Origin of the sequence: Streptomyces luteogriseus (assembly GCF_014205055.1) — a bacterium.
GTDB lineage: Bacteria > Actinomycetota > Actinomycetes > Streptomycetales > Streptomycetaceae > Streptomyces > Streptomyces luteogriseus.
Genome location: NZ_JACHMS010000001.1, coordinates 6,372,140 through 6,397,230, shown reverse-complemented (window position 1 = coordinate 6,397,230; position 25,091 = coordinate 6,372,140). Strand labels below are relative to the sequence as shown.

Annotated in this window: 25 protein-coding genes and 1 riboswitch; of the genes, 11 read left to right on the top strand and 14 right to left on the bottom strand. The window is 71.5% G+C overall.

The annotated features are described in order from the left end of the window. The first annotated feature begins 47 nt into the window (after positions 1-47). Positions 48-159: riboswitch (TPP riboswitch) on the top strand. The 5 genes from thiO to BJ965_RS28445 all read left to right on the top strand — a co-directional run bounded on the left by thiO (position 157) and on the right by BJ965_RS28445 (position 5,306). After that, positions 157-1,341 carry a glycine oxidase ThiO gene (thiO, locus tag BJ965_RS28465; RefSeq protein WP_184912354.1) on the top strand — a complete coding sequence of 395 codons (1,185 nt, stop codon included), beginning with the start codon at positions 157-159 and terminating at the stop codon, positions 1,339-1,341. It overlaps the preceding riboswitch by 3 nt. Continuing rightward, positions 1,338-1,538: a sulfur carrier protein ThiS gene (gene thiS / locus BJ965_RS28460; protein ID WP_184912352.1), complete on the top strand. Its 201-nt coding sequence runs from the start codon at positions 1,338-1,340 to the stop codon at positions 1,536-1,538. The genes thiO and thiS overlap by 4 nt, the downstream gene beginning before the upstream one ends. Positions 1,539-1,540: 2 nt before the next feature. Continuing rightward, a complete protein-coding gene (locus tag BJ965_RS28455) occupies positions 1,541-2,338 on the top strand; it encodes a thiazole synthase (protein WP_184912350.1) in 798 nt (265 codons plus the stop codon). Between the two features lie 93 nt (positions 2,339-2,431). Then, complete coding sequence (gene pknB / locus BJ965_RS28450) at positions 2,432-4,369, top strand: Stk1 family PASTA domain-containing Ser/Thr kinase (RefSeq protein WP_184912348.1); 1,938 nt, start codon at positions 2,432-2,434, stop codon at positions 4,367-4,369. Between the two features lie 58 nt (positions 4,370-4,427). Further along, positions 4,428-5,306: a deoxyribonuclease IV gene (locus BJ965_RS28445; RefSeq protein WP_184912345.1), complete on the top strand. Its 879-nt coding sequence runs from the start codon at positions 4,428-4,430 to the stop codon at positions 5,304-5,306. Positions 5,307-5,348: 42 nt separating this feature from the next. On the opposite strand, the gene BJ965_RS28440 is transcribed toward BJ965_RS28445, so the two are convergent. Next, positions 5,349-5,999: a sulfite oxidase-like oxidoreductase gene (locus BJ965_RS28440; protein WP_030848127.1), complete on the bottom strand. Its 651-nt coding sequence runs from the start codon at positions 5,997-5,999 to the stop codon at positions 5,349-5,351. Positions 6,000-6,173: 174 nt separating this feature from the next. On the opposite strand from BJ965_RS28440, the gene bfr reads away from it, so the two are divergent. After that, positions 6,174-6,650: a bacterioferritin gene (gene bfr, locus BJ965_RS28435; protein ID WP_030848124.1), complete on the top strand. Its 477-nt coding sequence runs from the start codon at positions 6,174-6,176 to the stop codon at positions 6,648-6,650. A gap of 6 nt (positions 6,651-6,656) precedes the next feature. Here bfr and BJ965_RS28430 read toward each other — a convergent pair whose 3' ends face one another. Next, entirely contained in the window at positions 6,657-6,890 is a 234-nt protein-coding gene (locus BJ965_RS28430) for a (2Fe-2S)-binding protein (RefSeq protein WP_030848121.1), read from the bottom strand. Between the two features lie 164 nt (positions 6,891-7,054). Further along, a complete protein-coding gene (locus BJ965_RS28425; protein WP_184912343.1) occupies positions 7,055-8,407 on the bottom strand; it encodes a class II 3-deoxy-7-phosphoheptulonate synthase in 1,353 nt (450 codons plus the stop codon). 96 nt (positions 8,408-8,503) lie between these two features. On the opposite strand from BJ965_RS28425, the gene BJ965_RS40515 reads away from it, so the two are divergent. Both BJ965_RS40515 and BJ965_RS28415 read left to right on the top strand, forming a co-directional pair. Further along, positions 8,504-8,560 (top strand): trp operon leader peptide, encoded by a 57-nt coding sequence (locus BJ965_RS40515; protein WP_078602827.1) that lies wholly within the window; start codon positions 8,504-8,506, stop codon positions 8,558-8,560. A gap of 95 nt (positions 8,561-8,655) precedes the next feature. Continuing rightward, a complete protein-coding gene (locus BJ965_RS28415; protein WP_184912341.1) occupies positions 8,656-10,521 on the top strand; it encodes an anthranilate synthase family protein in 1,866 nt (621 codons plus the stop codon). A 76-nt stretch (positions 10,522-10,597) separates the two neighbouring features. On the opposite strand, the gene BJ965_RS28410 is transcribed toward BJ965_RS28415, so the two are convergent. Genes BJ965_RS28410 through BJ965_RS28395 form a run of 4 tightly spaced genes read right to left on the bottom strand, consistent with a single transcriptional unit; the run spans position 10,598 to position 14,429 of the window. Then, the gene (locus tag BJ965_RS28410; protein ID WP_184912339.1) at positions 10,598-11,626 is read right to left on the bottom strand and encodes a 6-phosphofructokinase; all 1,029 of its coding nucleotides are present in this window, start codon (positions 11,624-11,626) and stop codon (positions 10,598-10,600) included. A gap of 53 nt (positions 11,627-11,679) precedes the next feature. Then, positions 11,680-12,369 (bottom strand): response regulator, encoded by a 690-nt coding sequence (locus BJ965_RS28405; protein WP_030848106.1) that lies wholly within the window; start codon positions 12,367-12,369, stop codon positions 11,680-11,682. Continuing rightward, entirely contained in the window at positions 12,366-13,592 is a 1,227-nt protein-coding gene (gene macS, locus BJ965_RS28400; protein ID WP_184912337.1) for a MacS family sensor histidine kinase, read from the bottom strand. The genes BJ965_RS28405 and macS overlap by 4 nt, the downstream gene beginning before the upstream one ends. Positions 13,593-13,619: 27 nt before the next feature. Next, a complete protein-coding gene (locus BJ965_RS28395) occupies positions 13,620-14,429 on the bottom strand; it encodes a lysophospholipid acyltransferase family protein (protein ID WP_184917646.1) in 810 nt (269 codons plus the stop codon). Positions 14,430-14,641: 212 nt separating this feature from the next. Here BJ965_RS28395 and BJ965_RS28390 point away from each other — a divergent pair, with 212 nt between their 5' ends. Next, positions 14,642-15,439 carry an alpha/beta hydrolase gene (locus BJ965_RS28390; protein WP_030848096.1) on the top strand — a complete coding sequence of 266 codons (798 nt, stop codon included), beginning with the start codon at positions 14,642-14,644 and terminating at the stop codon, positions 15,437-15,439. Next, entirely contained in the window at positions 15,432-16,061 is a 630-nt protein-coding gene (locus BJ965_RS28385) for a hypothetical protein (protein WP_184912335.1), read from the top strand. Before BJ965_RS28390 ends, BJ965_RS28385 begins: the two co-directional genes overlap by 8 nt. 89 nt (positions 16,062-16,150) lie before the next feature. On the opposite strand, the gene BJ965_RS28380 is transcribed toward BJ965_RS28385, so the two are convergent. From BJ965_RS28380 to BJ965_RS28355, 6 genes are all read right to left on the bottom strand, one after another. Then, positions 16,151-16,909, bottom strand: coding sequence for an endonuclease/exonuclease/phosphatase family protein (locus tag BJ965_RS28380; protein ID WP_184912332.1), 759 nt, complete (start codon positions 16,907-16,909; stop codon positions 16,151-16,153). Positions 16,910-17,019: 110 nt separating this feature from the next. Further along, positions 17,020-17,973 (bottom strand): ROK family glucokinase, encoded by a 954-nt coding sequence (locus tag BJ965_RS28375; RefSeq protein WP_184912330.1) that lies wholly within the window; start codon positions 17,971-17,973, stop codon positions 17,020-17,022. Positions 17,974-18,106: 133 nt separating this feature from the next. Then, positions 18,107-18,607, bottom strand: coding sequence for a DUF5304 domain-containing protein (locus BJ965_RS28370; protein WP_184912328.1), 501 nt, complete (start codon positions 18,605-18,607; stop codon positions 18,107-18,109). A gap of 103 nt (positions 18,608-18,710) precedes the next feature. Next, positions 18,711-19,880, bottom strand: a complete 1,170-nt coding sequence (locus tag BJ965_RS28365; protein ID WP_184912326.1) for an ArsA family ATPase — start codon at positions 19,878-19,880, stop codon at positions 18,711-18,713. 67 nt (positions 19,881-19,947) lie between these two features. Continuing rightward, positions 19,948-20,388: an SRPBCC family protein gene (locus BJ965_RS28360; RefSeq protein ID WP_184912324.1), complete on the bottom strand. Its 441-nt coding sequence runs from the start codon at positions 20,386-20,388 to the stop codon at positions 19,948-19,950. Positions 20,389-20,496: 108 nt separating this feature from the next. After that, complete coding sequence (locus BJ965_RS28355) at positions 20,497-21,294, bottom strand: metallophosphoesterase family protein (RefSeq protein WP_184912322.1); 798 nt, start codon at positions 21,292-21,294, stop codon at positions 20,497-20,499. Positions 21,295-21,590: 296 nt separating this feature from the next. Here BJ965_RS28355 and BJ965_RS28350 point away from each other — a divergent pair, with 296 nt between their 5' ends. After that, positions 21,591-23,387, top strand: a complete 1,797-nt coding sequence (locus tag BJ965_RS28350; RefSeq protein WP_184912320.1) for an AMP-dependent synthetase/ligase — start codon at positions 21,591-21,593, stop codon at positions 23,385-23,387. 13 nt (positions 23,388-23,400) lie between these two features. Here the strand turns inward: BJ965_RS28350 and BJ965_RS28345 are convergent, their stop codons facing one another. Next, the gene (locus tag BJ965_RS28345; RefSeq protein WP_449343242.1) at positions 23,401-25,023 is read right to left on the bottom strand and encodes a GMC oxidoreductase; all 1,623 of its coding nucleotides are present in this window, start codon (positions 25,021-25,023) and stop codon (positions 23,401-23,403) included. Between the last annotated feature and the right edge of the window lie 68 nt (positions 25,024-25,091).

Genomic DNA, 25,091 nt, shown 5'->3' with positions numbered 1-25,091 from the left:
GAGGCTCCCTTACTGCGGCGTACGGCATCGGGCTAGGGTGGCCAACGTAAAGCACTCGCGGGAGCCCGGACGCACCGGGCTGAGAGGGAGGCTGGCGGCCTCCGACCGTACGAACCTGATCCGGGTCATGCCGGCGAAGGGAGGGGCTGGACGCCCATGTCGCCTACGTCCACATCCGTGTCCGCATCGTCGGACGTCCTGGTCATCGGGGGCGGGATCATCGGCCTGGTCACGGCCTGGCGGGCCGCGCAACGCGGGTTCGTCACCGCCGTCGTGGACCCGGAGCCCGGCGGCGGAGCCGCACAGGTGGCGGCCGGCATGCTGGCCGCCGTCACGGAACTGCACTACGGCGAGCAGACCCTGCTCGGCCTGAACCTCGCCTCGGCCCGCCGCTACCCGGACTTCGCCGCCGAGCTCACCGAGCTGACCGGCCAGGACCTCGGCTACCGCCGCTGCGGCACACTCGCCGTGGCCCTGGACGCCGACGACCGGGCCCACCTGCGCGAACTGCACGCCCTGCAGCAGCAGTCGGGCCTGGAGTCGCAATGGCTGTCGGGGCGCGAGTGCCGGCGCCTGGAGCCGATGCTCGCGCCGGGCGTGCGCGGCGGGCTGCGGGTCGACGGTGATCACCAGATCGACCCACGGCGGCTGGCCGGGGCGCTGGTCGCCGCCTGCGAGCGGGCGGGCGTGGTCTTCCACCGGACGTGGGCGGAGCGGCTGACCGTCGTCCGGGACCGGGCCACGGGTGTCGTCCTGGCCGACGGGACCGAGGCGGCCGCCGGGCAGGTGGTGCTCGCCGGGGGCAGTCTCAGCGGGCGGCTCGCGGGTGTCCCGCAGGACGTGCTGCCTCCCGTGCGGCCGGTGAAGGGGCAGGTCCTGCGGCTGACCATGCCACGGCGGCACGGGCCGTTCCTGAGCCGGACCGTGCGCGCGGTGGTGCGCGGCAGCCATGTCTATCTGGTGCCGCGCGCGAGCGGCGAGCTCGTCGTCGGGGCGACCAGCGAGGAGCTGGGCTGGGACACCACGGTGACCGCGGGCGGCGTGTACGAGCTGCTGCGGGACGCGCACGAGCTGGTCCCGGGCATCACCGAGCTGCCGCTCACCGAGACCCGGGCCGGGCTGCGGCCCGGCTCCCCCGACAACGCGCCGCTGCTGGGCCCGACCGGTCTGGAGGGGCTGCTGCTGGCCACCGGCCACTACCGCAACGGCGTCCTGCTCACGCCCGTGACCGGCGACGCCATGGCGCACGTCCTGGCGACGGGCGAACTCCCCGAGGAGGCCCGCCCCTTCACGCCGAAGCGCTTCACTCCCGCCACCGCACTCTCGGAGCAGCCCGCATGAACATCTCCGTCAACGGGGAACCCCGGGACGTCCGGCCCGGCACGGCTCTCGACGCCGTCGTGAGGTCGCTCACCGCCGCACCCTCGGGCGTGGCCGCCGCCCTCAACGAAACCGTCGTCCCGCGCACGCAGTGGCCCGCCACGCCCCTGTCCGAGGGAGACCGCGTGGAAGTCCTCACCGCCGTCCAAGGAGGCTGACCATGGCCGACGATCCGTTCTCCCTCGGTGGTACGTCGTTCACGTCCCGTCTGATCATGGGCACGGGCGGGGCGCCCAGCCTCGACGTGCTGGAGCGGTCGCTGGTCGCGTCCGGCACGGAGCTGACGACGGTCGCGATGCGCCGGGTGAACGCCTCCGTGCACGGCTCGGTGCTGTCCGTCCTGGACAAGCTGGGCATCCGGGTGCTGCCCAACACGGCGGGCTGCTTCACCGCCGGCGAGGCCGTCCTCACGGCCCGGCTCGCGCGCGAGGCCCTCGGCACGGACCTGGTCAAGCTGGAGGTCATCGCCGACGAGCGCACCCTGCTGCCGGACCCGATCGAGACGCTGGAGGCGGCCGAGACCCTGGTCGACGACGGGTTCACGGTGCTGCCGTACACCAACGACGATCCGGTGCTGGCCCGGAAGCTGGAGGACGTGGGCTGTGCGGCGATCATGCCGCTGGGCTCGCCGATCGGCTCCGGTCTCGGGATCCGCAACCCGCACAACTTCCAGCTGATCGTGGAGCACGCGCGCGTGCCGGTGATCCTGGACGCGGGCGCGGGTACGGCCTCGGACGCCGCGCTGGCGATGGAGCTGGGGTGTGCGGGTGTGATGCTCGCCTCGGCGGTGACGCGGGCGCAGGAGCCCGTGCTGATGGCCGACGCGATGCGGCATGCCGTGGAGGCGGGGCGGCTGGCGTACCGGGCGGGGCGGATCCCGCGGCGGCATTTCGCGCAGGCGTCGTCTCCGACGGAGGGAAGGGCCGCCCTGGACCCGGAACGGCCCGCTTTCCAGTAGGTGCTCGTCCACACGTCACAGGTCGGCTGCAGTCCCGCCCCGAAAACGGGCGGGGCGGGAGAGCTGTCGGTGTCGGCTCGTACACTCGCCTGCGTGGACACGACCCTTCAGGACCCCTTGGTCGGGCAGGTGCTCGACGGCCGGTATCGCATCGATTCGCGGATCGCGGTCGGCGGGATGGCCACGGTCTACCGGGCCGTGGACACCCGGCTCGACCGGGTCCTCGCGCTCAAGGTGATGCACCCCGCGCTCGCGGTCGACGCCTCGTTCGTGGAGCGGTTCATCCGCGAGGCGAAGTCCGTGGCCCGGCTGGCCCACCCGAACGTGGTGCAGGTCTTCGACCAGGGCAACGACGGCTCGTACGTGTACCTGGCGATGGAGTACGTCGCGGGCTGCACCCTGCGTGACGTGCTGCGCGAGCGCGGGGCCCTGCAGCCGCGGGCCGCGCTGGACATCCTGGAGCCGGTGCTGGCCGCGCTGGGCGCCGCGCACCGCGCCGGGTTCGTGCACCGCGACATGAAGCCCGAGAACGTCCTGATAGGGGATGACGGCCGGGTGAAGGTCGCCGACTTCGGGCTCGTCCGGGCCGTGGACACGGTCACGAACACCACCGGCACGGTCCTCGGCACGGTCTCGTACCTCGCGCCGGAGCAGATAGAGGACGGCACCGCCGATCCCCGCGTCGACGTGTACGCGTGCGGCGTGATGCTCTACGAGATGCTGACCGGCGACAAGCCGCACGACGGGGACTCCCCCGCCGTGATCCTGTACAAGCACCTGCACGAGGACGTGCCCCCGCCCTCGGCCGCCGTGCCCGGTATGGCGTACGAGCTGGACGAGATGGTGGCCTCCGCGACCGCCCGGACCCCTGCCCTGCGCCCGTACGACGCGGTGGCGCTGCTCGCGCAGGTCCGTGACGGACGCGGCCGGCTGGACGAGGACCAGCTGGACGCGGTGCCGCCGCAGGCACTCGCGGTGGACCACGACAACGGCGACGACCGGACGACCGTGATCCCGCGTGCTCTGACCACGCCGCGTCCGCTGCCGGCGGACGGGGACGACCACGCTTCCGGGCCCGCCCTCGACCGCACCAGCCGCTTCGCGTCCCCGCCGCCGCCCCCACCGTCCCGGCGCCGCTCGGGAATCCGGCGCGGTCCGGCGGCGATCGTCGTCGCGGTCCTGCTCGCGCTCGGCCTCGGCGCCGGCGTCTGGTACATCAACTCCGGCCAGTTCACCAAGGTCCCGCCGCTGCTGGCGAAGACCCAGGACGAGGCCGAGGACCGGTTGCAGGACGCGGGTCTGGAGGTCGGCAAGGTCAGCCACGCCCACAGCGACACCGTCAAGCGCGGCACGATCATCGGCAGCGACCCGGAGCCGGGCGCCCGGATCCGCGTCAACGACGCCGTGTCGTTCACCATCTCCGATGGCCCCGAGACCGTGCGCGTGCCCGCTCTGGCCGGGCAGAAGCTGGGCGAGGCGCAGGACCAGCTGAGGAAGGACGGGCTGGATCCGGGCATGGTCACCCGGGAGTTCAGCGAGGACGTGCCACGCGGCTCGGTGATCTCCGCGCGCCCGGCCGACGGCACGAAGGTCCGCGCGGGCACGGCTGTCGCGCTGGTCGTCAGCAAGGGCGCCCCCATCGACATCCCCGATGTCACCGGCTCGGACGAGGCCGACGCGCGGTCCGAGCTGACGGAGGCCGGCCTCAAGGTGAAGATCGCCACCGAGCGGGTCACCTCCTCCGAGTACGACAAGGGCCAGGTGGTCAGGCAGACGCCGAAGTCCGGCGGCCGGGCGGCCGAGGGCGACACGGTGACGCTGACGCTGTCCAAGGGCCCCGAGATGATCGAGGTTCCGGACGTGGTCGGCGACAGCGTCGACGACGCCAGGCAGGCGCTGGAGGGCGCCGGGTTCGAGGTCGACGAGGACCGCGGGCTGTTCGGCATCTTCGGCGACGAGGTCAAGAGCCAGTCCGTCGAGGGCGGCCGGACCGCGCCCAAGGGCTCGACGATCACCATCAAGATCAGGTGACGGCTGCGGGCGGGAGCCCGTGGACGGGGCAGGGCCGGACGCATGACACCCTGAACGGGTGAACAGTCAGCTGCCCGGCCCCTCCCGCAACCCGGTGGGCGGCCACGTCCCCGTGGCCGGTGGGCTCCATTCCGTAGGCCTGTCGTACGCCCGTGATCTGAAGGCGGAGGCCGTCCAGGTCTTCGTCGCCAATCCGCGCGGCTGGGCCACGCCGACCGGAAACCCGAAGCAGGACGAGGCGTTCCGCGCGGCGTGCGCGGCCGAGTCGGTCCCGGCCTATGTGCACGCTCCCTATCTGATCAACTTCGGCTCGCACACCGAGGCGACCGTGGAGCGGTCGGTGGAGTCGCTGCGGCACTCGCTGCGGCGCGGGCGGGAGATCGGGGCGCTGGGCGTGGTCGTGCACACCGGCAGCGCGACCGGCGGGCGGGAGCGGTCGGTGGCGCTGAAGCAGGTGCGGGAGCACCTGCTTCCGCTGCTGGACGAGCTGACCCACGACGACGACCCGTTCCTGCTGCTGGAGTCGACCGCCGGCCAGGGCGCCTCCCTGTGCTCACGGACGTGGGACTTCGGCCCGTATTTCGAGGCGCTGGACGCCCACCCGATGCTCGGCGTGTGCCTGGACACCTGCCACATCTACGCGGCCGGGCACGACCTGACCGGCCCCAGCGGTATGCACCGGACGCTGGACCTGCTGGTGGACACGGTCGGCGAGGGCCGGCTGAAGCTGATCCACGCCAACGACTCCAAGGACGTGGTGGGTGCCCACAAGGACCGGCACGAGAACATCGGCGTCGGCCACATCGGCGAGGACCCGTTCCGGGCCCTGATGACACACCCCGCGACCGAGGGCGTGCCGCTGATCATCGAGACTCCGGGCGGCAAGCAGGGGCACGCGGCGGACGTGGAGCGGCTGAAGAAGCTGCGCGACGGCTGAGCCGTCCGGCCCCGCCCGAGCCCGTCAGCGACGGCCGGGCCGTCAGAGGTCGGGCCCGTCCCCGGGCAACTCCTGGTACGAGTAGCGCTGCTCCTGCCAGGGGTCGCCGATGTTGTGGTAGCCCCGCTCCTCCCAGAACCCACGCCGGTCGGCGGTCATGTACTCCACACCGCGCACCCACTTGGGGCCCTTCCAGGCGTAGAGGTGGGGGACGATCAGGCGCAGCGGGAAACCGTGCTCGGCGGTGAGCAGTTCGCCGTCCTTGTGGGTGGCGAAGAGGACCTGCTCGCCGGCGAAGTCGGACAGCCGGAGGTTGGAGCTGAATCCGTACTCGGCCCACACCATCACATGGGTGACGTCGTCCGCGGGCGGGGCGAGGTCGAGGAGTGTGCGCGCGGGGATACCGCCCCACTCGGCGCCCAGCATGCTGAACTTCGTGACGCAGTGCAGATCGGCCACGACGGTGGTGTGGGGCAGCGCTGTGAACTCCTCGTGGGTCCAGCAGTGCTTGCCGCCGTCCGCGGTGGCGCCGAAGACCCGGAACTCCCAGCGCTCGGGCCGGAACTTGGGGACGGGGCCGTAGTGCGTGACCGGCCAGCCGCGTTGCAACCGCTGTCCCGGGGGCAGGTCGGGTTGCGTCGCTCCTGCTGGATCGCGCCCTTCTCCCGATTCGTGTTCCAGCGGCTGACCCATGACTCCATCCTGACAGACCCCGGGTGATGCCCCTGACCGGGCCCATTCGAAAACGGGACAAAGTCAACTAAGCATGCCCTTACTTACTAAGTGGAGACTTACTGGACGATCTTCTTCACCAGTGGAATCATGCGGCGCAACCTGCCAGTCCCCCGCGTGGAAGGAGCCTCTGCGATGCAGGGCGACCCCGAGGTCCTCGAATTCCTCAACGAGCAGTTGACCGGCGAGCTGACGGCGATCAACCAGTACTGGCTGCACTACCGGATCCAGGACAACAACGGCTGGACCAAGCTCGCCAAGTACACGCGTGAAGAGTCCATCGATGAGATGAAGCACGCGGACAAGATCACCGAACGCATCCTCATGCTGGACGGCCTGCCGAACTACCAGCGGCTCTTCCACGTACGGGTCGGCCAGACGGTCACCGAGATGTTCCAGGCGGACCGGCAGGTCGAGGTCGAGGCGATCGACCGGCTCAAGCGCGGCATCGAGGTGATGCGCAGCAAGGGCGACATCACGTCCGCGAACCTCTTCGAGTCGATCCTCGAGGACGAGGAGCACCACATCGACTATCTGGACACGCAGCTGGAGCTGATCGACAAGCTCGGCGAGGCGCTGTACATCGCGCAGCAGATCGAGCAGCCGAGCTGACCGGGATCAGGCGGCGTCTTCGAGGTTCGTGAGCACCGGCCGGCCCTGGTCGGCCAGGTCGCGGCGAGGGCAGGCTCCCCTGCCCAGGATCGCCTGGATACGGCGTACACAGGACCCGCAGTCCGTGCCCGCCTTGCAGGCGGAGGCTATCTGGCGGGGGGTGCAGGCGCCGCCGTCCGCATGCTGCTTGACCTGCTGCTCGGTGATCCCGAAGCAACTGCAGACGTACACGCGGTTCACCTCCCGACGGGTCGTTCCCGGATATGCCGCCCCGTTGATCGGTGAGGCTAACCTAACCTTACCCGTCGGGTCGGGAGCGGAAAAGTGGAGAGGGGCGCGGATCGTGTGATCCGCGCCCCAGTCCATGCCCGGTGACAGGCGGACCCGTCACCGGTCCCTGTACGTCACTGGTCCCGGTACATCTCGGCCACGAGGAACGCCAGGTCGAGCGACTGGCTGCGGTTGAGGCGCGGGTCGCAGGCCGTCTCGTAGCGCTGGTGCAGATCGTCGACGAAGATCTCGTCGCCGCCGCCCACGCACTCGGTGACGTCGTCGCCGGTGAGCTCCACGTGGATGCCGCCCGGGTGGGTGCCGAGGGCCTTGTGGACCTCGAAGAAGCCCTTGACCTCGTCGAGCACGTCGTCGAAGCGGCGGGTCTTGTGCCCGGAGGCCGCCTCGTAGGTGTTGCCGTGCATCGGGTCGGTGATCCAGGCGACCGTGGCACCGGAGGCGGTGACCTTCTCGACCAGCTCCGGGAGCTTGTCGCGGACCTTGTCGGCGCCCATACGGACGATGAAGGTCAGCCGGCCCGGCTCGCGGTCCGGGTCGAGACGGTCGATGTACTGGAGCGCGTCCTCGGCCGTCGTCGTCGGGCCCAGCTTGATGCCGACCGGGTTGCGGATCTTCGAGGCGAACTCGATGTGCGCGTGGTCCAGCTGCCGGGTGCGCTCACCGATCCACACCATGTGCCCGGAGACGTCGTACAGCTGCCCGGTGCGCGAGTCGACCCTGGTCAGCGCGGACTCGTAGTCGAGCAGGAGCGCCTCGTGCGAGGCGTAGAACTCGACCGTCTTGAACTCCTCCGGGTCGGTCCCGCAGGCGTGCATGAAGTTCAGCGCGTTGTCGATCTCGCGCGCCAGCTGCTCGTAGCGCTGACCCGACGGGGAGGACTTCACGAAGTCCTGGTTCCAGGCGTGCACCTGGCGCAGGTCGGCGTAACCGCCGGTGGTGAAGGCGCGCACCAGGTTCAGCGTGGAGGCGGACGCGTGGTACATCCGCTTCAGCCGCTCGGGGTCCGGGATACGCGCGGCCTCGGTGAAGTCGAAGCCGTTGACGGAGTCGCCGCGGTACGTCGGCAGCGTCACGCCGTCGCGGGTCTCGGTCGGCTTGGAGCGCGGCTTGGAGTACTGACCGGCGATCCGGCCGACCTTCACGACCGGCACGGACGCGGCGTACGTGAGCACGGCGCCCATCTGCAGCAGCGTCTTCAGCTTGTTGCGGATGTGGTCGGCGGACACCGCGTCGAAGGCCTCGGCGCAGTCGCCACCCTGGAGGAGGAACGCCTCTCCCTTGGCGACGGACGCCAACCGGGCGCGCAGCTGGTCGCACTCGCCCGCGAAGACGAGCGGCGGATACGACTCGAGCTCCGCAACGACTGCGCGCAGAGCCTCGGTGTCGGGGTACTCGGGCTGCTGCGCCGCGGGCAGGTCTCGCCAGGTGTTGCCAGCACTCGCGCTGGTCTTAGCGTTCACGGTCACGACCTCAACACTACGGGGTCGTGTCGGACGTCCAGACCCATGCCCAGCAATTGAGACACCCCGTACGCCCCTCGGACGTGGGGTAGGGTGCGTCGCATGTTCGCGCATTCGATCCAGACCTGGTGGTGGACCGCTCATCCGGCGGCCCGCTGACTGCGCGTACTCACGACTTCGCGAAGGCCGCCCGAGGGGCGGCCTTCGGCGTTTCCCGGGGTCCGTTCCTCTCTCACCGAGATGGAGTACGGACCATGAACCTGCTCGGCTTGCTGGACGATCCCCGCCCGTTCGCCCTGCTGCGCCGCCGCACCCCGGGCCACGACCAGGAACTGGTCGAGGTCCTGGTCGGCCCGGTCGCCCCGCACGACCGCCTCGCCGGCCTCCCCGACCGGTGTCTCGCGCTGGTGCCCTTCCGGCAGATCCGCGAGCGCGGCTTCGATGTCCGCGACGACGGCACCCCCCTGCTGGCCCTCACGCCCGAGGAGTCGTACGGCGTTCCGCTGGCCGAAGCACTGGAGCAGCTCCCGGCGCACGACGTGCGTGTCGAGGGCGGCGGTTTCGATGTCGCAGACGAGGAGTACGGCGACATCGTCGGACGCGTGCTGCGTGAGGAGATCGGGCGGGGCGAGGGCGCGAACTTCGTGATCCGGCGGACGTACGAGGGCGAGATCCCCGGATTCGGGCGGGCCGACGCGCTGGCGCTGTTCCGGCGGCTGCTGGAGGGCGAGCGGGGCGCTTACTGGACGTTCGTCGTGCACACCGGGGACCGCACGCTGGTCGGGGCCAGCCCCGAGGTGCATGTGCGGATGTCCGGCGGCACGGTCGTCATGAACCCGATCAGCGGCACCTACCGCTACCCCGCCGAGGGGCCCACCCCCGAGCACCTGCTCGGCTTCCTCGCCGACGGCAAGGAGATCGAGGAGCTGTCGATGGTCGTCGACGAGGAGCTCAAGATGATGTGCACCGTCGGCGACATGGGCGGGGTCGTGATCGGACCCCGGCTGAAGGAGATGGCGCACCTCGCCCATACGGAGTACGAGCTGCGCGGCAAGTCGACGCTTGACGTGCGGGACGTGCTCAAGGAGACGATGTTCGCGGCGACCGTCACCGGCTCGCCGGTGCAGAACGCCTGCCGGGTGATCGAGCGACACGAGAGCGGGGGGCGCGGGTACTACGCCGGGGCACTGGCCCTGATCGGCCGGGACCCGGGCGGGGCCCAGACCCTCGACTCCCCCATCCTGATCCGCACCGCCGACATCTCCGCCGACGGGCATCTGCGGGTGCCGGTCGGCGCGACCCTCGTGCGCGGCTCGGACCCGGCGAGCGAGGTGGCCGAGACCCACGCCAAGGCGGCGGGGGTGCTGGCCGCGCTGGGCGTACGTCCGTCCCGGCCGCGTGCCGAGGCCGTACGGCCGCAGCTGGCCGACGACCCCCGGGTCCGGGCCGCGCTGGACGGACGCCGGGCCTCGCTCGCGCCGTTCTGGCTGCGTATGCAGGAGCGCGCGGCGGAACCGGCCGGGCACGCCCTGGTCGTCGACGGCGAGGACACCTTCACGGCGATGCTCGCGCACGTGCTGCGCTCCGGCGGCCTGGAGGTGACGGTGCGGCGGTACGACGAGCCGGGACTGCGGGAGGCGGTGCTCGCGCACGCGGGACTCGTCGTACTCGGGCCCGGCCCGGGTGATCCGTCCGACCTCGCCGATCCCAAGATGCGCTTCCTGCGCGGCCTCACCGCCGAGGTGATCAGGGGGGAGCGGCAGGGCGTGCTGGGTGTCTGCCTCGGGCATGAGCTGATCGCGGCCGAGCTGGGGCTGGACATCGTGCGCAAGGACGTGCCGTACCAGGGGGCGCAGACGGAGATCAAGCTGTTCGGGCGGCGCGAGGTCGTGGGCTTCTACAACAGTTTCGTGGCGCGCTGCGACGACGAGACGGCGGCCGGGCTGACGGCTCGCGGTGTCGAGGTCTCCCGCTCGGCCGAGGGTGAGGTGCACGCGCTGCGGGCGCCCGGGTTCGCCGGGGTGCAGTTCCACCCCGAGTCGGTGCTGACGCTGAACGGCGCGGCGGTCGTGCGCGAGCTGGTGGGGCAGCTGCGGGGAACGGGCGCGCCCTCGGTGTAGTGCGGTGCCGGTCGGGGCCGCCCGGTGTCATGCGCAGCCCGGTCGGGGCCGAGCGGCCCCGACCGGCCCCGGGCCGTCAGCCGAAGAACACCCCGACCTCCTCGTACAGCGCCGGGTCCACCGTCTTCAGGCGGGCCGTGGCGTCAGCGATGGGGACGCGGACGATGTCCGTGCCGCGCAGGGCGACCATCCGGCCGAAGTCGCGGTCGCGGACGCAGTCGATGGCGTGCAGCCCGAAACGGGTGGCGAGCCAGCGGTCGAAGGCGCTGGGGGTGCCGCCGCGCTGGACGTGCCCGAGGACCGTCGTGCGGGCCTCCTTGCCCGTGCGCTTCTCGATCTCCTTGGCCAGCCACTCCCCGACCCCGGACAGCCGGACGTGCCCGAAGGAGTCCAGCGACTGGTCCTTGAGGACCACGTCGCCGTCCTTCGGCACGGCCCCCTCGGCGACGACGACGATCGGCGCGTACGACGCCCGAAAACGGGAGGTCACCCAGTTGCACACCTGCTCGACGTCGAAGCGCTGCTCGGGGATGAGGATGACGTTGGCACCGCCGGCCAGGCCCGAGTGGAGGGCGATCCAGCCGGCGTGCCGGCCCATCACCTCGACGACCAGGACCCGCATGTGGGACTCGGCGGTGGTGTGCAGCCGGTCGATGGCCTCGGTGGCGATGCCGACGGCGGTGTCGAAGCCGAAGGTGTAGTCGGTGGCGGACAGGTCGTTGTCGATCGTCTTGGGTACGCCCACGCAGGGCACACCGTGCTCGTCGGACAGCCGGGCGGCCACGCCCAGGGTGTCCTCGCCGCCGATGGCGATGAGCGCCTCCACCTCCAGCCCGGCCAGGGTCTCCTTGATCCGGCGGATGCCGTTCTCCGCCTTCAGCGGGTTGGTCCGCGAGGAGCCGAGGATCGTGCCGCCGCGGGGCAGGATGCCGCGCACGGCGGGGATGTCGAGCCGGACGGTGTCGCCTTCCATGACTCCTCGCCAGCCGTCCCGGAAGCCGGTGAAGTCATAGCCGTACTCCTGCACGCCCTTGCGGACGACGGCCCGGATGACGGCGTTGAGGCCGGGGCAGTCGCCGCCTCCGGTCAGTACTCCGACGCGCATGGAACAGTCCCTTCGCCGCAGGTACCTGACGAAGGGTCAGTGTGACGTGCGCCTCACTCGTCGTCGAGGCCGCGCTCTATCGCGTACCTGACGAGTTCGACCCGGTTGTGCAGCTGGAGCTTGCCGAGGGTGTTCTGGACGTGGTTCTGCACCGTGCGGTGGGAGATGACCAGGCGTTCGGCGATCTGCTTGTAGCTCAGGCCCTTGGCGACCAGGCGCAGCACCTCGGTCTCACGGTCGGTGAGCCGGGGCGCGTCGGGTTCGCCGGTGTCGGGAGCGGGGCCCGGTTCGGAGGCCAGGCGGCGGTACTCCCCGAGGACCAGTCCGGCGAGGCCGGGGGTGAAGACCGGGTCGCCGACGGCCGTGCGGCGGACCGCGTCCTGGAGTTCCCCGGTGGAGGCGGACTTGAGCAGATAGCCGGTCGCTCCGGACTTCACGGCCTCCAGGACGTCGGCGTGCTCACCGCTCGCGGACAGCACGAGGACGCGCAGGGCGGGGTTCGCGGCGACGACCTCCTTGCAGACCTGGACGCCGGGCTTGGCAGGCAGGTTCAGGTCGAGCACGAGGACGTCGGGCGCTGCGGCCTTGGCGCGGCGTACGGCCTGGTCGCCGTCGCCGGCGGTGGCGACCACCTCGAAGCCCGACTCGGCCAGGTCCCGGGCTACGGCGTCGCGCCACATGGGGTGGTCGTCGACGACCATGACCCTGATCGGGCCCTGCCGGTCTGCGCTGGTCTCCGTCATCGCTGCTCCGCCTTCCCCCGTGTGTCCGCCACGTCCTTCGGTACCTTCAGCTCGACCTCCGTGCCCTGGCCGGGCACCGAGATCAGTTCCGCGCTGCCGCCCAGGTCCCGCAGCCGGCCGCGGATCGACAGGGCGACGCCGAGCCGCCCCTCGCCCTCGGCCTGGTCCAGCCGCCCCTCGGGGATGCCGGGTCCGTCGTCCCGGACGGTGACGATCACCTCGTCAGGCTCGTCCTCGACCAGGATCCACGCGCGCGCGTCCGCACCGGCGTGCCGGCGGACGTTGTCCAGGGCCGCTCCGACGGCGGCGGCCACCTCCCGGGCGGCGGCCGGGGCCAGCGGCACGGGCGCGCCGGGCTCGGCGAGGCTGACCATGGCTCCGGCGTAGGGCGCGAGCAGGGCGCGCAGGTCGACGGGGCCGCCGGGCTCGGGCTCCTCGTCGACGGCCCGGACGAGGGCGCCGTCGGCGGCGTCCTCCGAGACCCGCGACACGGGGACGAGGCCGCCGGAGACCAGGGTGCGCAGCGCGACCTCCTGCTCACCGGCCATCCGGCCCAGCTCGGCCGCCTCTCCCCCGATCACGGCCCCGCGGCGCTGCACCATCGCCAGCACCTGGAGCACGCTGTCGTGGATGTCCCGGGCGAGGCGCTCCCGCTCGCGCGTCGCGGCCTCGATCTCCAGGGCGCGGGCGAGGGTGCGCTCGGAGGCGCGGGCGACCTCGACGACGTAGCCGATGGCGACGGAGGCGATGCAGACCAGGATGACGTTGTGGACGGTGTCGCGGGCAGGGCTGCCGCGCTCGACCAGGTTGGCGACGGCCACGAGGGAGGAGGCGAGGGCCGCCCAGCGCCAGCCGCCCTTGATGGCGAAGGCCAGGACGGAACCGGCGGTCCATATCGACGGCAGGGTCGGGCCGCCCGCCTGGACCCGCTCGTGCGCGTCGGCGACGGTCGTGAGGAGGATGCCGGCGACGGCGATGGTGAGGTCGGCGGCGAGGAACCGCTTGGTGCAGCGGGCGGCGTTCGCGACCCGGGGCAGGGTGGCCAGGGTCCACCCGCACAGCACGGCGTAGTAGGCGACGGCGATCCAGGGGCGGACGAACTCGCCGTAGGCGGTGGCGAACAGGCCGACCGCGTACAGCATCGTGAGCACCCGGTAGGCGGTGAGGGCACGCCACAGCGGCTGCTCGACCGACATCCTCATGACACGCTCGCGCTTGGCCATGTCCCCCTCCCCCCTGCGGAGCCCCGGCTAGGGCTCGGTCCGCCGCCGCTCCGTCTGCTGTTCCCTCTCGGCCTTCTCCCTCTCGGCCTTTTCCTTCTCTGCTTGTTCCTTCTCCGCCCGCGCGAGAGCGGCCTTCGCCGCCTTCTCGGCTTCCTTCTCCGCCTTCGCCGCTTCCGAGAGCTGCCGCTTCATGGCCGTCGCGTACATGTCCACGTACTCCTGGCCGGAGAGCTTCATGATCTCGTACATGACCTCGTCGGTCACCGCGCGCAGCACGAACCGGTCGTGCTCCATGCCCTGGTAGCGGCTGAAGTCCAGGGGTCTGCCGATCCGGATGCCCGGCCGCATCAGCTTCGGCATGACCTTCCCGGGCGGCTGGATCTTCTCCGTGTCGATCATGGCGACGGGGAGGACGGGCGCACCGGTCGCGAGCGCCACGCGTGCGAGGCCGCCCGGCTTGCCCCGGTAGAGCCGCCCGTCGGGCGAGCGCGTGCCCTCCGGGTAGATCCCGAACAGCTCACCGCGCTCCAGCACCTCTATGCCGCTCTTGATGGCTGCCTCACCCGCGCCGCGCGCACCGGAGCGGTCCACGGGAAGCTGCCCGACCCCCTTGAAGAAGGCGGCCGTCATCCGGCCCTTCACGCCGGGCGTGGTGAAGTACTCGGCCTTCGCGATGAAGGTGACCTTGCGGTCGAGCACGGCGGGCAGGAAGAAGGAGTCGGAGAACGACAGGTGATTGCTCGCCAGGATCGCAGCGCCCTCGGCGGGTACGTTCTCCAGGCCCTCCACCCAGGGCCTGAAGGCGAGCTTCAGCGGCCCCCCGATGGTGACCTTCATCGCGCCGTACAACAACCGAGTGCCTCCTGTATGTGTCGGTCAGACCTTAACCCGGAGCGCCGTCAAAGGCGCCGACGGCCCTGGTCGGTGTCAGTGCGGTCGCGTACGGTGAAGGTCCCGCGAACGCCGTGCGACCCCTTTCCTGACGTTCCATGACGTTCCGTGACATTCCGTGATCGTGCCAGTCCCTTCTCACGACCAGGAGGCCGAAGGTGCCGGTCCTAGCCGGAGCCGAGCCGTTTCACCACGAGGGCGGAGAGGTCGCCGTCCTCCTCTGCCACGGCTTCACCGGATCACCGCAGTCGCTGCGCCCCTGGGCGGAGCACCTAGCCGAGCACGGCATGACCGTCTCCCTCCCGCTGCTGCCCGGGCACGGCACGCGCTGGGAGGACCTGCGGATCACGGGCTGGCAGGACTGGTACGCGGAGGTGGACCGTGAGCTGCGCCTGCTGTGCGAGCGCCGCGAGACGGTCTTCGTCGCCGGCCTGTCCATGGGCGGCGCGCTGGCCCTGAGGCTGGCCGCGAAGCACGGCGACGCCGTCCGCGGTGTCATGGTCGTCAACCCCGCGAACAAGGTGCACGGCCTGGCCGCGCACGCCCTGCCCGTGGTGCGGCACCTCGTCCCCGCGACGAAGGGCATCGCCAGCGACATCGCCAGGCCGGACGGCCGGGAGCTCGGTTACGACCGGGTCCCCCTGCACGCGGCGCATTCGCTGCGCCGGTTCTTCCAGGCCACCGACCGCGAGCTGCCGCAGGTCACCCAGCCGGTACTGCTGATGCGCAGCCCGCAGGACCACGTGGTGCCGCCCGTCGACTCCGCCCGGATCCTCAGCCGCATCTCGTCGACGGACGTGAAAGAGGTCATCCTGGAACAGAGCTACCACGTCGCCACGTTGGACCATGACGCGGACCGGATCCACGAGGAGAGCCTCGCGTTCATCGGCCGCATCGCGTCCGGCCTCGGCAAGGAGCCCGGGCTCGGCAAGGAAGGGACGACCGCAGGTGGCTGAGCACGACTCCGACCGCGAGGGCCGGGAGCCGGACGAGAAGGGCGTCCCCTTCGACGAGGAGGCCGCCTGGGCGGCGATCGTCGCCGGGTACGGGGAGGAGCCGCCGGACCCGCCGGGCGCCAAGCCGTTCAAGTCGATCGAGGACCTGGCCCTGCCGGCGACCGGGCCCAACGAGGCCGGGGCCGACGGCGGCCGGGGCGATACGGCCGTGAAGTCCGGGGACGCCGTCAAGCCCGCCGAGCCGCGGGAAGCCGAGGCGCCCGGGGACGGTCCTGTGAAGCCCCTGGGCGGCTCGGTCTCCTTCGCGCCCGGCGTCGGCCCGCGTGACTACTCCACGCCCGAGCCAGCCGAGGACGACTTCGACGAGGACGACGAGGGCCACTTCGTGCCCCCGGAGCCGCCCCCGCTGCCCACCGCCGACCCGACCTCGAAGTTCGCCTGGCTCGGCGTGCTCGGCGGTCCGGTGCTGCTCCTGCTGGCCGTGCTGCTCGGCTGGGACATGACCTGGTGGCTGACCACGCTGGGGATCGGCGGGTTCCTCGGCGGCTTCGCGACGCTGGTGATGCGCATGCGGACGGACGACGAGGAGGACGACGACCCCGGGCGGGGTGCGGTCGTCTAGGGGCCTTCTGGCGGATCTCCGCAGGAGAAGGAGCGGCGTTCGGTGCGTGCGAGCGAGCGTGCCGGGCGTCGCGACGCTGCGGAGATCCGTCAGGAGGCCTCTGGGGACGCCGGGACTCTGAGGGCGGCCAGGACCGGAAGGTGGTCCGTGGCCGCCCTCAGGTCTGCGTCGGACACCCCCGGCTGCCCGGTCGGCACGCCGCAGCCCAGCACCTCGATGCCGTCGGTCGCGAAGATCGCGTCGATGCGCTGGTAGGGGTCGGCGGGCGTCCAGGTGTGCTCGCCGCCCCAGGGGGCCGCGGCACGGCAGTCGGTCAGCCGGCCGGCCAGTCGGCGGAAGGCCGGGCCCTCGGGACGTTCGTTGAGGTCGCCCCCGGCGATCGCGTGCTCCACGCCCAGGCCGGCGAGCTGGTCCAGGAGCATGCCGGACTGCTCGTAGCGCTCGTCCTTCTGGAGGGACAGGTGGCAGCTGAGCACGCCGAGGCGGGCGCCGGCGAACCGCAGGACCGCGGTGGCGAAGCCGCGGCGGTGCAGGCCGGGGGTGGGGGGCAGGAGGATGTCCTCCGTGCGTTCGACGCCCGCCCGGAGCGAGCTGAGGATGGCCGGTCCCGTGGTGGTGGCACCGCCGGTGACGATCACGAGGTCGGAGGCGAGGGCCAGGCGGGCGAGTTTCTTGCGCCAGCGGAAGAAGCGGGGGGCTTCCTGGACGAGGACGAGGTCCGGCTCGCAGGCCTTGATGACGCGAGCCAGGGCGTCGGTGTCGTCGCGCATGGAGCGGATGTTGTAGCTGAGGACCCTGATGACCGCGGAACCGTCGGGTTCCGTACGGGAGTTGGGGAGCAGCGGCATGTGATCAATTTACGCCTCATGGCTCGGGGCGCGAGGTACGTGCGCGCGTGCCGGCCGTTCGTGGCTCGTCGCGCAGTTCCTCGCGCCCCCAAAATCGACAAAGCAGGGCGTCACATGATCGGGTCGGGTTCCCTCGCCAGGTCCGCCGCGCCCACCAGGCCGGCCTTGTTGCCCAGTTCCGCCGCGCGGACCTCGGCCACCGGGCGCCAGTTGCCGCCGACCAGCCAGCGCTTGTAGGACTTGCGAATGGGGCCGAGGACCAGTTCGCCCTCGTCGGAGAGGCCGCCGCCGACGATGAAGGCGGACGGGTCGAAGAGGGAGGCCAGGTCGGCGAGGCCCGCGCCGACCCAGCGGGCCAGTTCGCGGTAGGAGTCGACGGCCACCCGGTCGCCCTGGCGGGCGGCCATGGAGATGTGCTTGCCCTCGATGCCCTCGGGCGTGCCGTTGCCGAGGCCGAGCAGGGTCTCGGCGTTCTCGGGGGTGGCGTTGGCGCGCTGCTTGGCGTACCTCACCAGCGCCCGGCCCGACGCGTACTGCTCCCAGCAGCCCTGTGAACCGCAGCCGCAGAGCAGGCCGTCCGGCACCATGCGGATGTGGCCGAACTCGGCGGCCACGCCGAAGTGCCCGCGGCGCAGCTTGTTGCCGATGATGATGCCGCCGCCGAGGCCGGTGCCCAGCGTGATGCAGATGACGTTGCGATGGCCCTTGCCGGCACCGAACTTGTACTCGCCCCACGCCGCGGCGTTCGCGTCGTTCTCCACGACCACCGGGAGGCCCACGCGCGCCTCGACCTTTTCCTTGAGCGGCTCGTTGCGCCAGTGGATGTTGGGTGCGAAGTAGACCTCGGAACGCTGCCGGTTCACGTAACCGGCGGCACCGATGCCCACGCCGACGATGTCGTGACCGACGCGTGCGCCGTCCACCGCCGAGGCGATGGCGTCCACGATGCCCTCAGCCGTGCCCGGGGTCGGCACCTTGTGGGTCGAGAGGATGTTGCCTTCCTCATCGACCACGCCGGCCGCGATCTTCGTGCCGCCGATGTCGACGCCGATGGTGAGTCCCATGAATCCCTCAGTTTCGGTCGAGCCCCGCTACGGCCAACGGTACCCGAGCCCCTGCCCTCGGGTTCGCGGTCGTCCGCACGGTGAACACCCCGGGCGGCCCCACCGGGGTCACCGCTCGGCCGGGGCCGGGGACTCAGTCCAGGTCGATGCGCTCCCCGGGGCCGGTGTCGTCGCCACCGTCCCGGCGTTCGCCCTGGTCACGGGGGTCCTCTTGGTCGTCGCGGCCGGTCCAGCGCCGCTCCTGGGCCTGGACGGCGGAGCGGTAGGCCGCGAGCAGTTCGTTCCCGGCCGCCGCCAGGTGGTCGAAGACGTCCGGATTGCGCTCGATGACGGGTTCGACGGCGTCCTTGGCCTGCTGGACGACCTGTCGTACGACCTGCTGGGCGGCGGGCCCCGCGACCGCGCCGAGCAGCGGGGACTGGACACCGGACAGTTTCTCGGCGACGGCGTCGACGAGCTTCCTCAGTTCCTCGGCGGCGGAGCCCGGGGGCGGGCCGTGCTCGGCGCGGCGGCGGGCCTTCTCCGCCTGGAGGTCCTCGGCGCACGCGGTCGCCCAGGCGTCGGCGTCGCCCGCCCGCACCTCGTCCGCGGCCTCTTCGCGGGCGGCGTCGGACGGGGGGAGCTCTTCGCTCATGACGGACTCCTGACTACGGTTCGTCCCTACGACGTTACCCGAACGGGCGTACCGGGTTCACGGGCCGGGGCCGGCCGTTTTCGCCCGGTTGCGCCCCGCTGCCTCACCGGTCCTGCGGCCACAGTCCGGGGTCGGGCGCGAAGCGGATCCGCAGCTCGCCGTCGCGCAGTGCGGCTCCGTCGACGGTGCAGCGGCGCAGCACGGAGGGCAGCGGGACGACCCGGCGGAACCGCCCCGCCGTGACGACGAGTTCGTCGCCGCGCCGGACGAGGTCCAGTTCCTCGCGTATGGCGCCGGGCAGCGGGATCTGCCAGATGAGCACGCCGTCCTCGCCGAGCCGGTCGGTCACCGGCCAGTCGGCGGCGGGGGCGGTCGGTGCGGTGCCGGGCACGGCGAGGGCGGTGAGGTCGTCGATGCCGCGCGGGTCGTGCCCGAGGTGGGCGACGGTGTGGACGTCGTACGCCTCTCGCCACTCCTCCAGCGTCTTGCGCTGCTGGGCGACCGGGCCGGCGAGCCAGGTGTCCGGGGACGCCTCGGGCAGGACGCGGTTGGCGACCACGACGTCGGTGGCCAGACCGCGCAGGGCGAGGCCGAGGCGTGCGGTGCGCAGCGCGTCGGAACCGGCCGGGCCGGGCTCGGCGACCAGCCGTACGACGGTGCCGCGGTCGGCGACGACGGCTTCGACGGCGGCCAGTTCCAGGTCCCAGCGGGCCGCCGTCTCGTAGAGCCACTCGGCGGGCATGGGGACGCCGGCGAGGCGGCCGAGGACGGGGCGCAGGGCGCGGGCGGCCTGCCGTTCGGGCGGGAGGAGACGGCGCAGATAGCGGCGGAGTTCCTCGGGCAGGGCGAGCAGGGCGAGGGCCTGCGGGGCCGGGGGGAGGTCGACGACGAGGGTGTCGTACTTCTCGGACAGCGCGGCGTCCCGCAGGGCGCGCAGCAGGGCGAGTTCCTCGGCGCCGGGCAGGGGGGTGAGTTCGTCGGGGTCGAGGCGGGAGGCGCCGAGCAGGTCCAGGGCGGAGGAGGCGCGGTCCTGGAGGGCGACGAGGTCCCTGCGGAAGTCCTGGGCGGCGTCGGGGCGCCAGGCGGTGAGGTGCGGGGCGGCCTGGACCGGGGCCGGGCCGGTCGTCACCCCCAGGGCGGCACCGAGACTGTCCGTGCGGTCCGTGCCGAGGACGAGGGTGCGGGTGCCCTCGGCCGCCGCGGCCAGGGCGGTCGCGGCCGCGAGGGTGGTACGACCGCTGCCGCCGGGGCCGGTGATCAGGATGGTGCGCATGGGGTTGAACGGTACCGGGAGTCGCCGGAGCCCCCGGCGCTGCCGCCGGGTGGCTGCGCGGCCAGGGCTACTTGCCCGCTTCGACCCTCTTCTTCAGCCCGGCCAGCGCCCGGTCGATGATGACCTTCTCGGCCTTGCGCTTGATCATGCCGAGCATGGGGATCTTCACGTCGACGGTCAGGACGTACGTGACCTCCGTGCCGCCCGCCCCGGCCGGCTTGAGGAGGTAGGAGCCGTCGAGGGACCGGAGCATCTGGGACTTCACGAGCGTCCAGGACACCTCGTTCTCGCCGGTCCAGGTGTAACCGAGGATCTGGTCGTCCTTGATCGCGCCCGCGTCCATGACGAGGCGGACCTGCTCGGCGCGGCCCTGGGCGTCGGTCTTGAGGACCTCGGCCTCCTTCACCTCGCCGGTCCAGTCCGGGTAGCGGGCGAAATCGGAGATGACCGCCATGACGTCGGCCGGGGCCGCCTCGATGGTGATGCTCGAGCTGGTGTGTTCCGCCATCGCCGTGGCTCCTCCAGATGCGGGCCGGTATGAGGTCGTGCGCAGGTGCGTGCAGCGTGAAGGCTACCGCGCACCGGACCCGCGGATCTCACCCGACCTGGGGCGTCCTCACCACTCCAGCGCCCAGGGCGTTCCGGTCGACGCGAAGTGCCCCACGTTCACGCACTCGGTCGCGCCGATCCGCATCCTCTTCACCAGGGGCTGGTGGACGTGCCCGTAGAGGGCGTAGCGGGGCCGGGTGCGGCGGATGGCGTCCAGCAAAGCGCGGCTGCCGCGCTCGAAGCGGCGGGCGACGGTGTCGTAGACCAGTTCGGGGACCTCGGGCGGGATGTGGGTGCAGAGGACGTCGACCTCGCCCACGGCCTCGATCTTCGCCGCGTACTCCTCGTCGCTGATCTCGTACGGCGTCCGCATCGGTGTGCGCAGGCCGCCGCCGACGAAGCCGAAGACCAGGCCGCCGATCTCGACGCGCTCGCCGTCGAGGACGGTCGTGCCGGGGCCCGCGTACTCCCGCCACAGGGGCGGCATGTCGACGTTGCCGTAGGTGGCGTACGTAGGAGTGGGGAACGCGGCGAACAGTTCGGCGTACTGCTTGCGCACCGCCTCCTCGATCACCGAGGCGCGGTCCTCGCCGACGCCTGCCCACAGCCGGGCGCCGAACTCCCGGGCCTCCTCGAAACGGCGGGCGGTGCGCAGCGCGACGATGCGGTCGGCGTTCTCGACGCCGAACAGGTCGGGGAAGATGCCGCGGGAGTGGTCGGCGTAGTCGAGGAACAGGACGAGGTCGCCCAGGCATATCAGGGCATCCGCGCCCTCACCGGCCCTGGCCAGATCGCGGGCGTTGCCGTGCACGTCGCTGACCACGTGTACGCGCGTCCGGTGGTTTCGGGCTGGTGTGGGTGCCATGACGATCAAGCGTAAGCGTGTGTGGCAGACGTGAACAGTGGCGGCCCTACCTGCGGTTACTGGCCAGTCAGTTAGTGCGTGGACTACTGTGCGCGAAGGAATACCCAACTGTGTGACGCAGCGAACATCTCGACGGGACCCCCTGTCGGAGAAGCCATACCGGCGGGTAACGTCCGGGCCGTCCAGTCGTGCTCTGCATTTCAACAAGTGAATGCCTGAGTACCTCCCCGAGCCTTGGACCGCACCGTCGCAGCACACACCGTCGTGGCGCCGGCGCCCTATGAGGAGCAGCAGTCTTGCGCGAGTTCAGCCTTCCGGCTTTGTACGAGGTCCCTGCGGACGGAAACCTGACCGACATCGTCCGCAGAAACGCCGCGCAGCACCCGGACGTCGCCGTCATCGCCCGCAAGATCGGCGGCAGCTGGCAGGACGTCACGGCCACCGCGTTCCTCGCCGAGGTGCACACGGCCGCGAAGGGGCTGATCGCCGCCGGGGTCCAGCCGGGCGACCGGGTGGGCCTGATGTCGCGCACCCGCTACGAGTGGACGCTGCTGGACTTCGCGATCTGGAGCGCGGGCGCGGTGACCGTGCCGGTGTACGAGACCAGTTCGCCGGAGCAGGTGCAGTGGATCCTCGGCGACTCGGGCGCGACCGCCTGTGTCGTGGAGTCGGACGCCCACTCGGCCGCGATCGAGTCGGTGCGCGACCGGCTGCCGGCGCTGAAGCATGTGTGGCAGATCGAGGGCGGCGGCCTCGACGAGCTGGGCCGGCTCGGCCAGGACGTCACGGACGAGACGGTCGAGGAGCGCGGTTCGTTCGCCAAGGCCGACGACCCGGCGACCATCGTCTACACCTCGGGCACCACCGGCCGTCCCAAGGGCTGCGTGCTCACCCACCGCAGCTTCTTCGCGGAGTGCGGCAACATCGTGGAGCGGCTGCGTCCGCTGTTCCGCACGGGCGAGTGCTCGGTGCTGCTCTTCCTGCCGCTCGCGCACGTCTTCGGCCGGCTGGTGCAGATCGCGCCCATGATGGCGCCGATCAAGCTCGGCTGCGTCCCCGACATCAAGAACCTCACCGACGAGCTGGCCTCGTTCCGCCCGACGCTGATCCTCGGGGTTCCGCGCGTCTTCGAGAAGGTCTACAACTCGGCACGCGCCAAGGCGCAGGCCGACGGCAAGGGCAAGATCTTCGACAAGGCCGCCGACACCGCGATCGCCTACAGCAAGGCGCTGGACACCCCCTCGGGCCCGTCGCTCGGCCTGCGGATCAAGCACAAGACGTTCGACAAGCTCGTCTTCAGCAAACTCCGCGCGGTCCTCGGCGGCCGGGGCGAGTACGCCATCTCCGGCGGCGCCCCGCTCGGCGAGCGCCTCGGGCACTTCTTCCGCGGCATCGGCTTCACGGTCCTGGAGGGCTACGGCCTGACCGAGTCCTGCGCGGCCACCGCGTTCAACCCCTGGGACCGGCAGAAGATCGGCACGGTCGGCCAGCCGCTGCCCGGCTCGGTGGTGCGGATCGCCGACGACGGCGAGGTGCTGCTGCACGGCGAGCACCTGTTCAAGGAGTACTGGAACAACCCCGGCGCGACCGCGGAGGCGCTGGCCGACGGCTGGTTCCACACCGGTGACATCGGCACCCTGGACGAGGACGGCTACCTCAGGATCACCGGCCGCAAGAAGGAGATCATCGTCACCGCGGGCGGCAAGAACGTCGCCCCGGCCGTGATCGAGGACCGCATCCGGGCGCACGCCCTGGTCGCGGAGTGCATGGTGGTGGGCGACGGGCGGCCGTTCGTGGGCGCGCTGGTCACCATCGACGAGGAGTTCCTGGGCCGTTGGTGCGCGGAGCACGGCAAGCCGGCGGGTGCCACCGCGGCGTCGCTGAGCGAGGACCCGGACCTGCTGGCCGCGATCCAGGCGGCGATCGACGACGGCAACGCCGCGGTGTCGAAGGCGGAATCGGTGCGGAAGTTCCGCATTCTGTCCTCCCAGTTCACGGAGGAGTCGGGCCACCTGACCCCCTCGCTGAAGCTGAAGCGGAACGTGGTGGCGAAGGACTACGCGCACGAGGTCGAGGCGATCTACGCCAAGTAGTGCGCGTGCGGCGTCATGGCGCGGTGTCCTCGGCGAGGACCCGCGCCATCGTGCGTTCGGCGAGCGCGGTGATGGTCACGAAGGGGTTCACCCCGAGCGACCCGGGCACGAGCGAGCCGTCGGTGACGTACAGCCGGGGATATCCCCTGACCCGCCCGTAGTCGTCCGTCGCCCTGCCCAGCACGCAGCCGCCGAGCGGGTGGTAGGTGAAGTCGTCGGCGAAGATCTTGCTCTTCGAACCGAACAGGTCGTAGCGGTAGATCGTGGCGTTGGCCGCGTTGATCCGGTCGAAGAGCTTCTTGGCCATGGCGACGGAGACCGCGGAGTGCGCGGCCGTCCAGCCCAGCCGCAGCCGGCCCGAGCCGGTGTCGTAGGAGAAGGACGCCCGTTCCGGGTTCCTGGTGATCGCCAGGTAGAGGCTCACCCAGTGCTCCAGGCCCGTCGGCAGCGGGGCGATCTCTGCGAACACCGGGTTGGCGGTGTTCGCCCAGTCGTCGATGCCCATGACCGGCATGGTCGACTGGTTGGCTCCGACCGTGTCCCAGAGGTGGTTGGCCCGGCCGAGCATCACGTTGCCGTTGGGGCCCCAGCCGGCGCCGACACGGGCGTCGAGGTCGGGCAGGGTGCCCGTCTCCCGGGCGCGCAGCAGCAGTTCGGTGGTGCCGAGACTGCCGCCGCCCAGGAAGAGGTACGTGCAGCCGTACTCCTTGGTCTGGACGACCCTGCCGGTCTCGTCGACGCGATCGGCGGTCAGGACGTAGCTGCCGTCCGGCGCGCGGCTGACCGCGCGCACCTTCTCCAGGGTGTGGAGGGTGACGTTGCCGGTGCCGAGCGCGGCGGCCAGGTAGGTCTTGTCGAGGCTGCGCTTGCCGTGGTTGTTGCCGTAGATGACCTCGCCGCCGAGCGCCGACTTCGGGGCGGTGCCGGCCGCCTCGCGCTGCATGTGGCCGAAGTCGTAGACGCTCGGCACGAAGGTGGTCCGCAGGCCCGCGTTCTCGGCGTGCTTGCGGGAGACGCGGGTGAAGCGGTACCACTCCGTCGACTCGAACCAGGCCGGGTCGACGGTGTTCACGCCGAGGGCTGCGCGGGCGCGCGGGAAGTACGTCCCGTACATCTCGTCGGCGTCGACGGTGGGGAACTGCTCGGCGAAGTACGACCGGGGCGGGGTGACGGCCATGCTTCCGTTGACCAGGGAGCCACCGCCGACGCCCCGCCCGACGTAGACGGACATGTGGTCGAAGTGCACGCGGTCCAGGACGCCGGGGTAGGGGTCGATGTCCCGGTTGACCACGTCCAGCCACAGGAAGCTGGACAGGGGGGCCTCGGTGCGGGTGCGGAACCACATGGACCGCTGGTCGGGTGCGCTGGTGGTGCAGAAGACCTTGCCGTCGGGGCCTGTGGTGTTCCACAGGCGGCCCATCTCCAGGACGATCGTGCGGATGCCGGCCTGGCCGAGACGGAGGGCGGCGACCGCTCCGCCGTAACCGGAGCCGACGACGATCGCCGGGGCGGTGTCGACTGCGTCGGGCTCGGCGGCTCGGGCGCTTTCGAGGCCGATGCGGGTGAAGCCGAGGGTGGCTGCGGTCTGCAGGGCTGCCATGCCCAGGATGTGACGTCTTGTCAGCTGACGCTGCATCAGTTTTACTGTCATGCGCGCAGCATCGGCGGAATTTGCGGTTCCGCCTAGTGGGGTGCGACTTGATC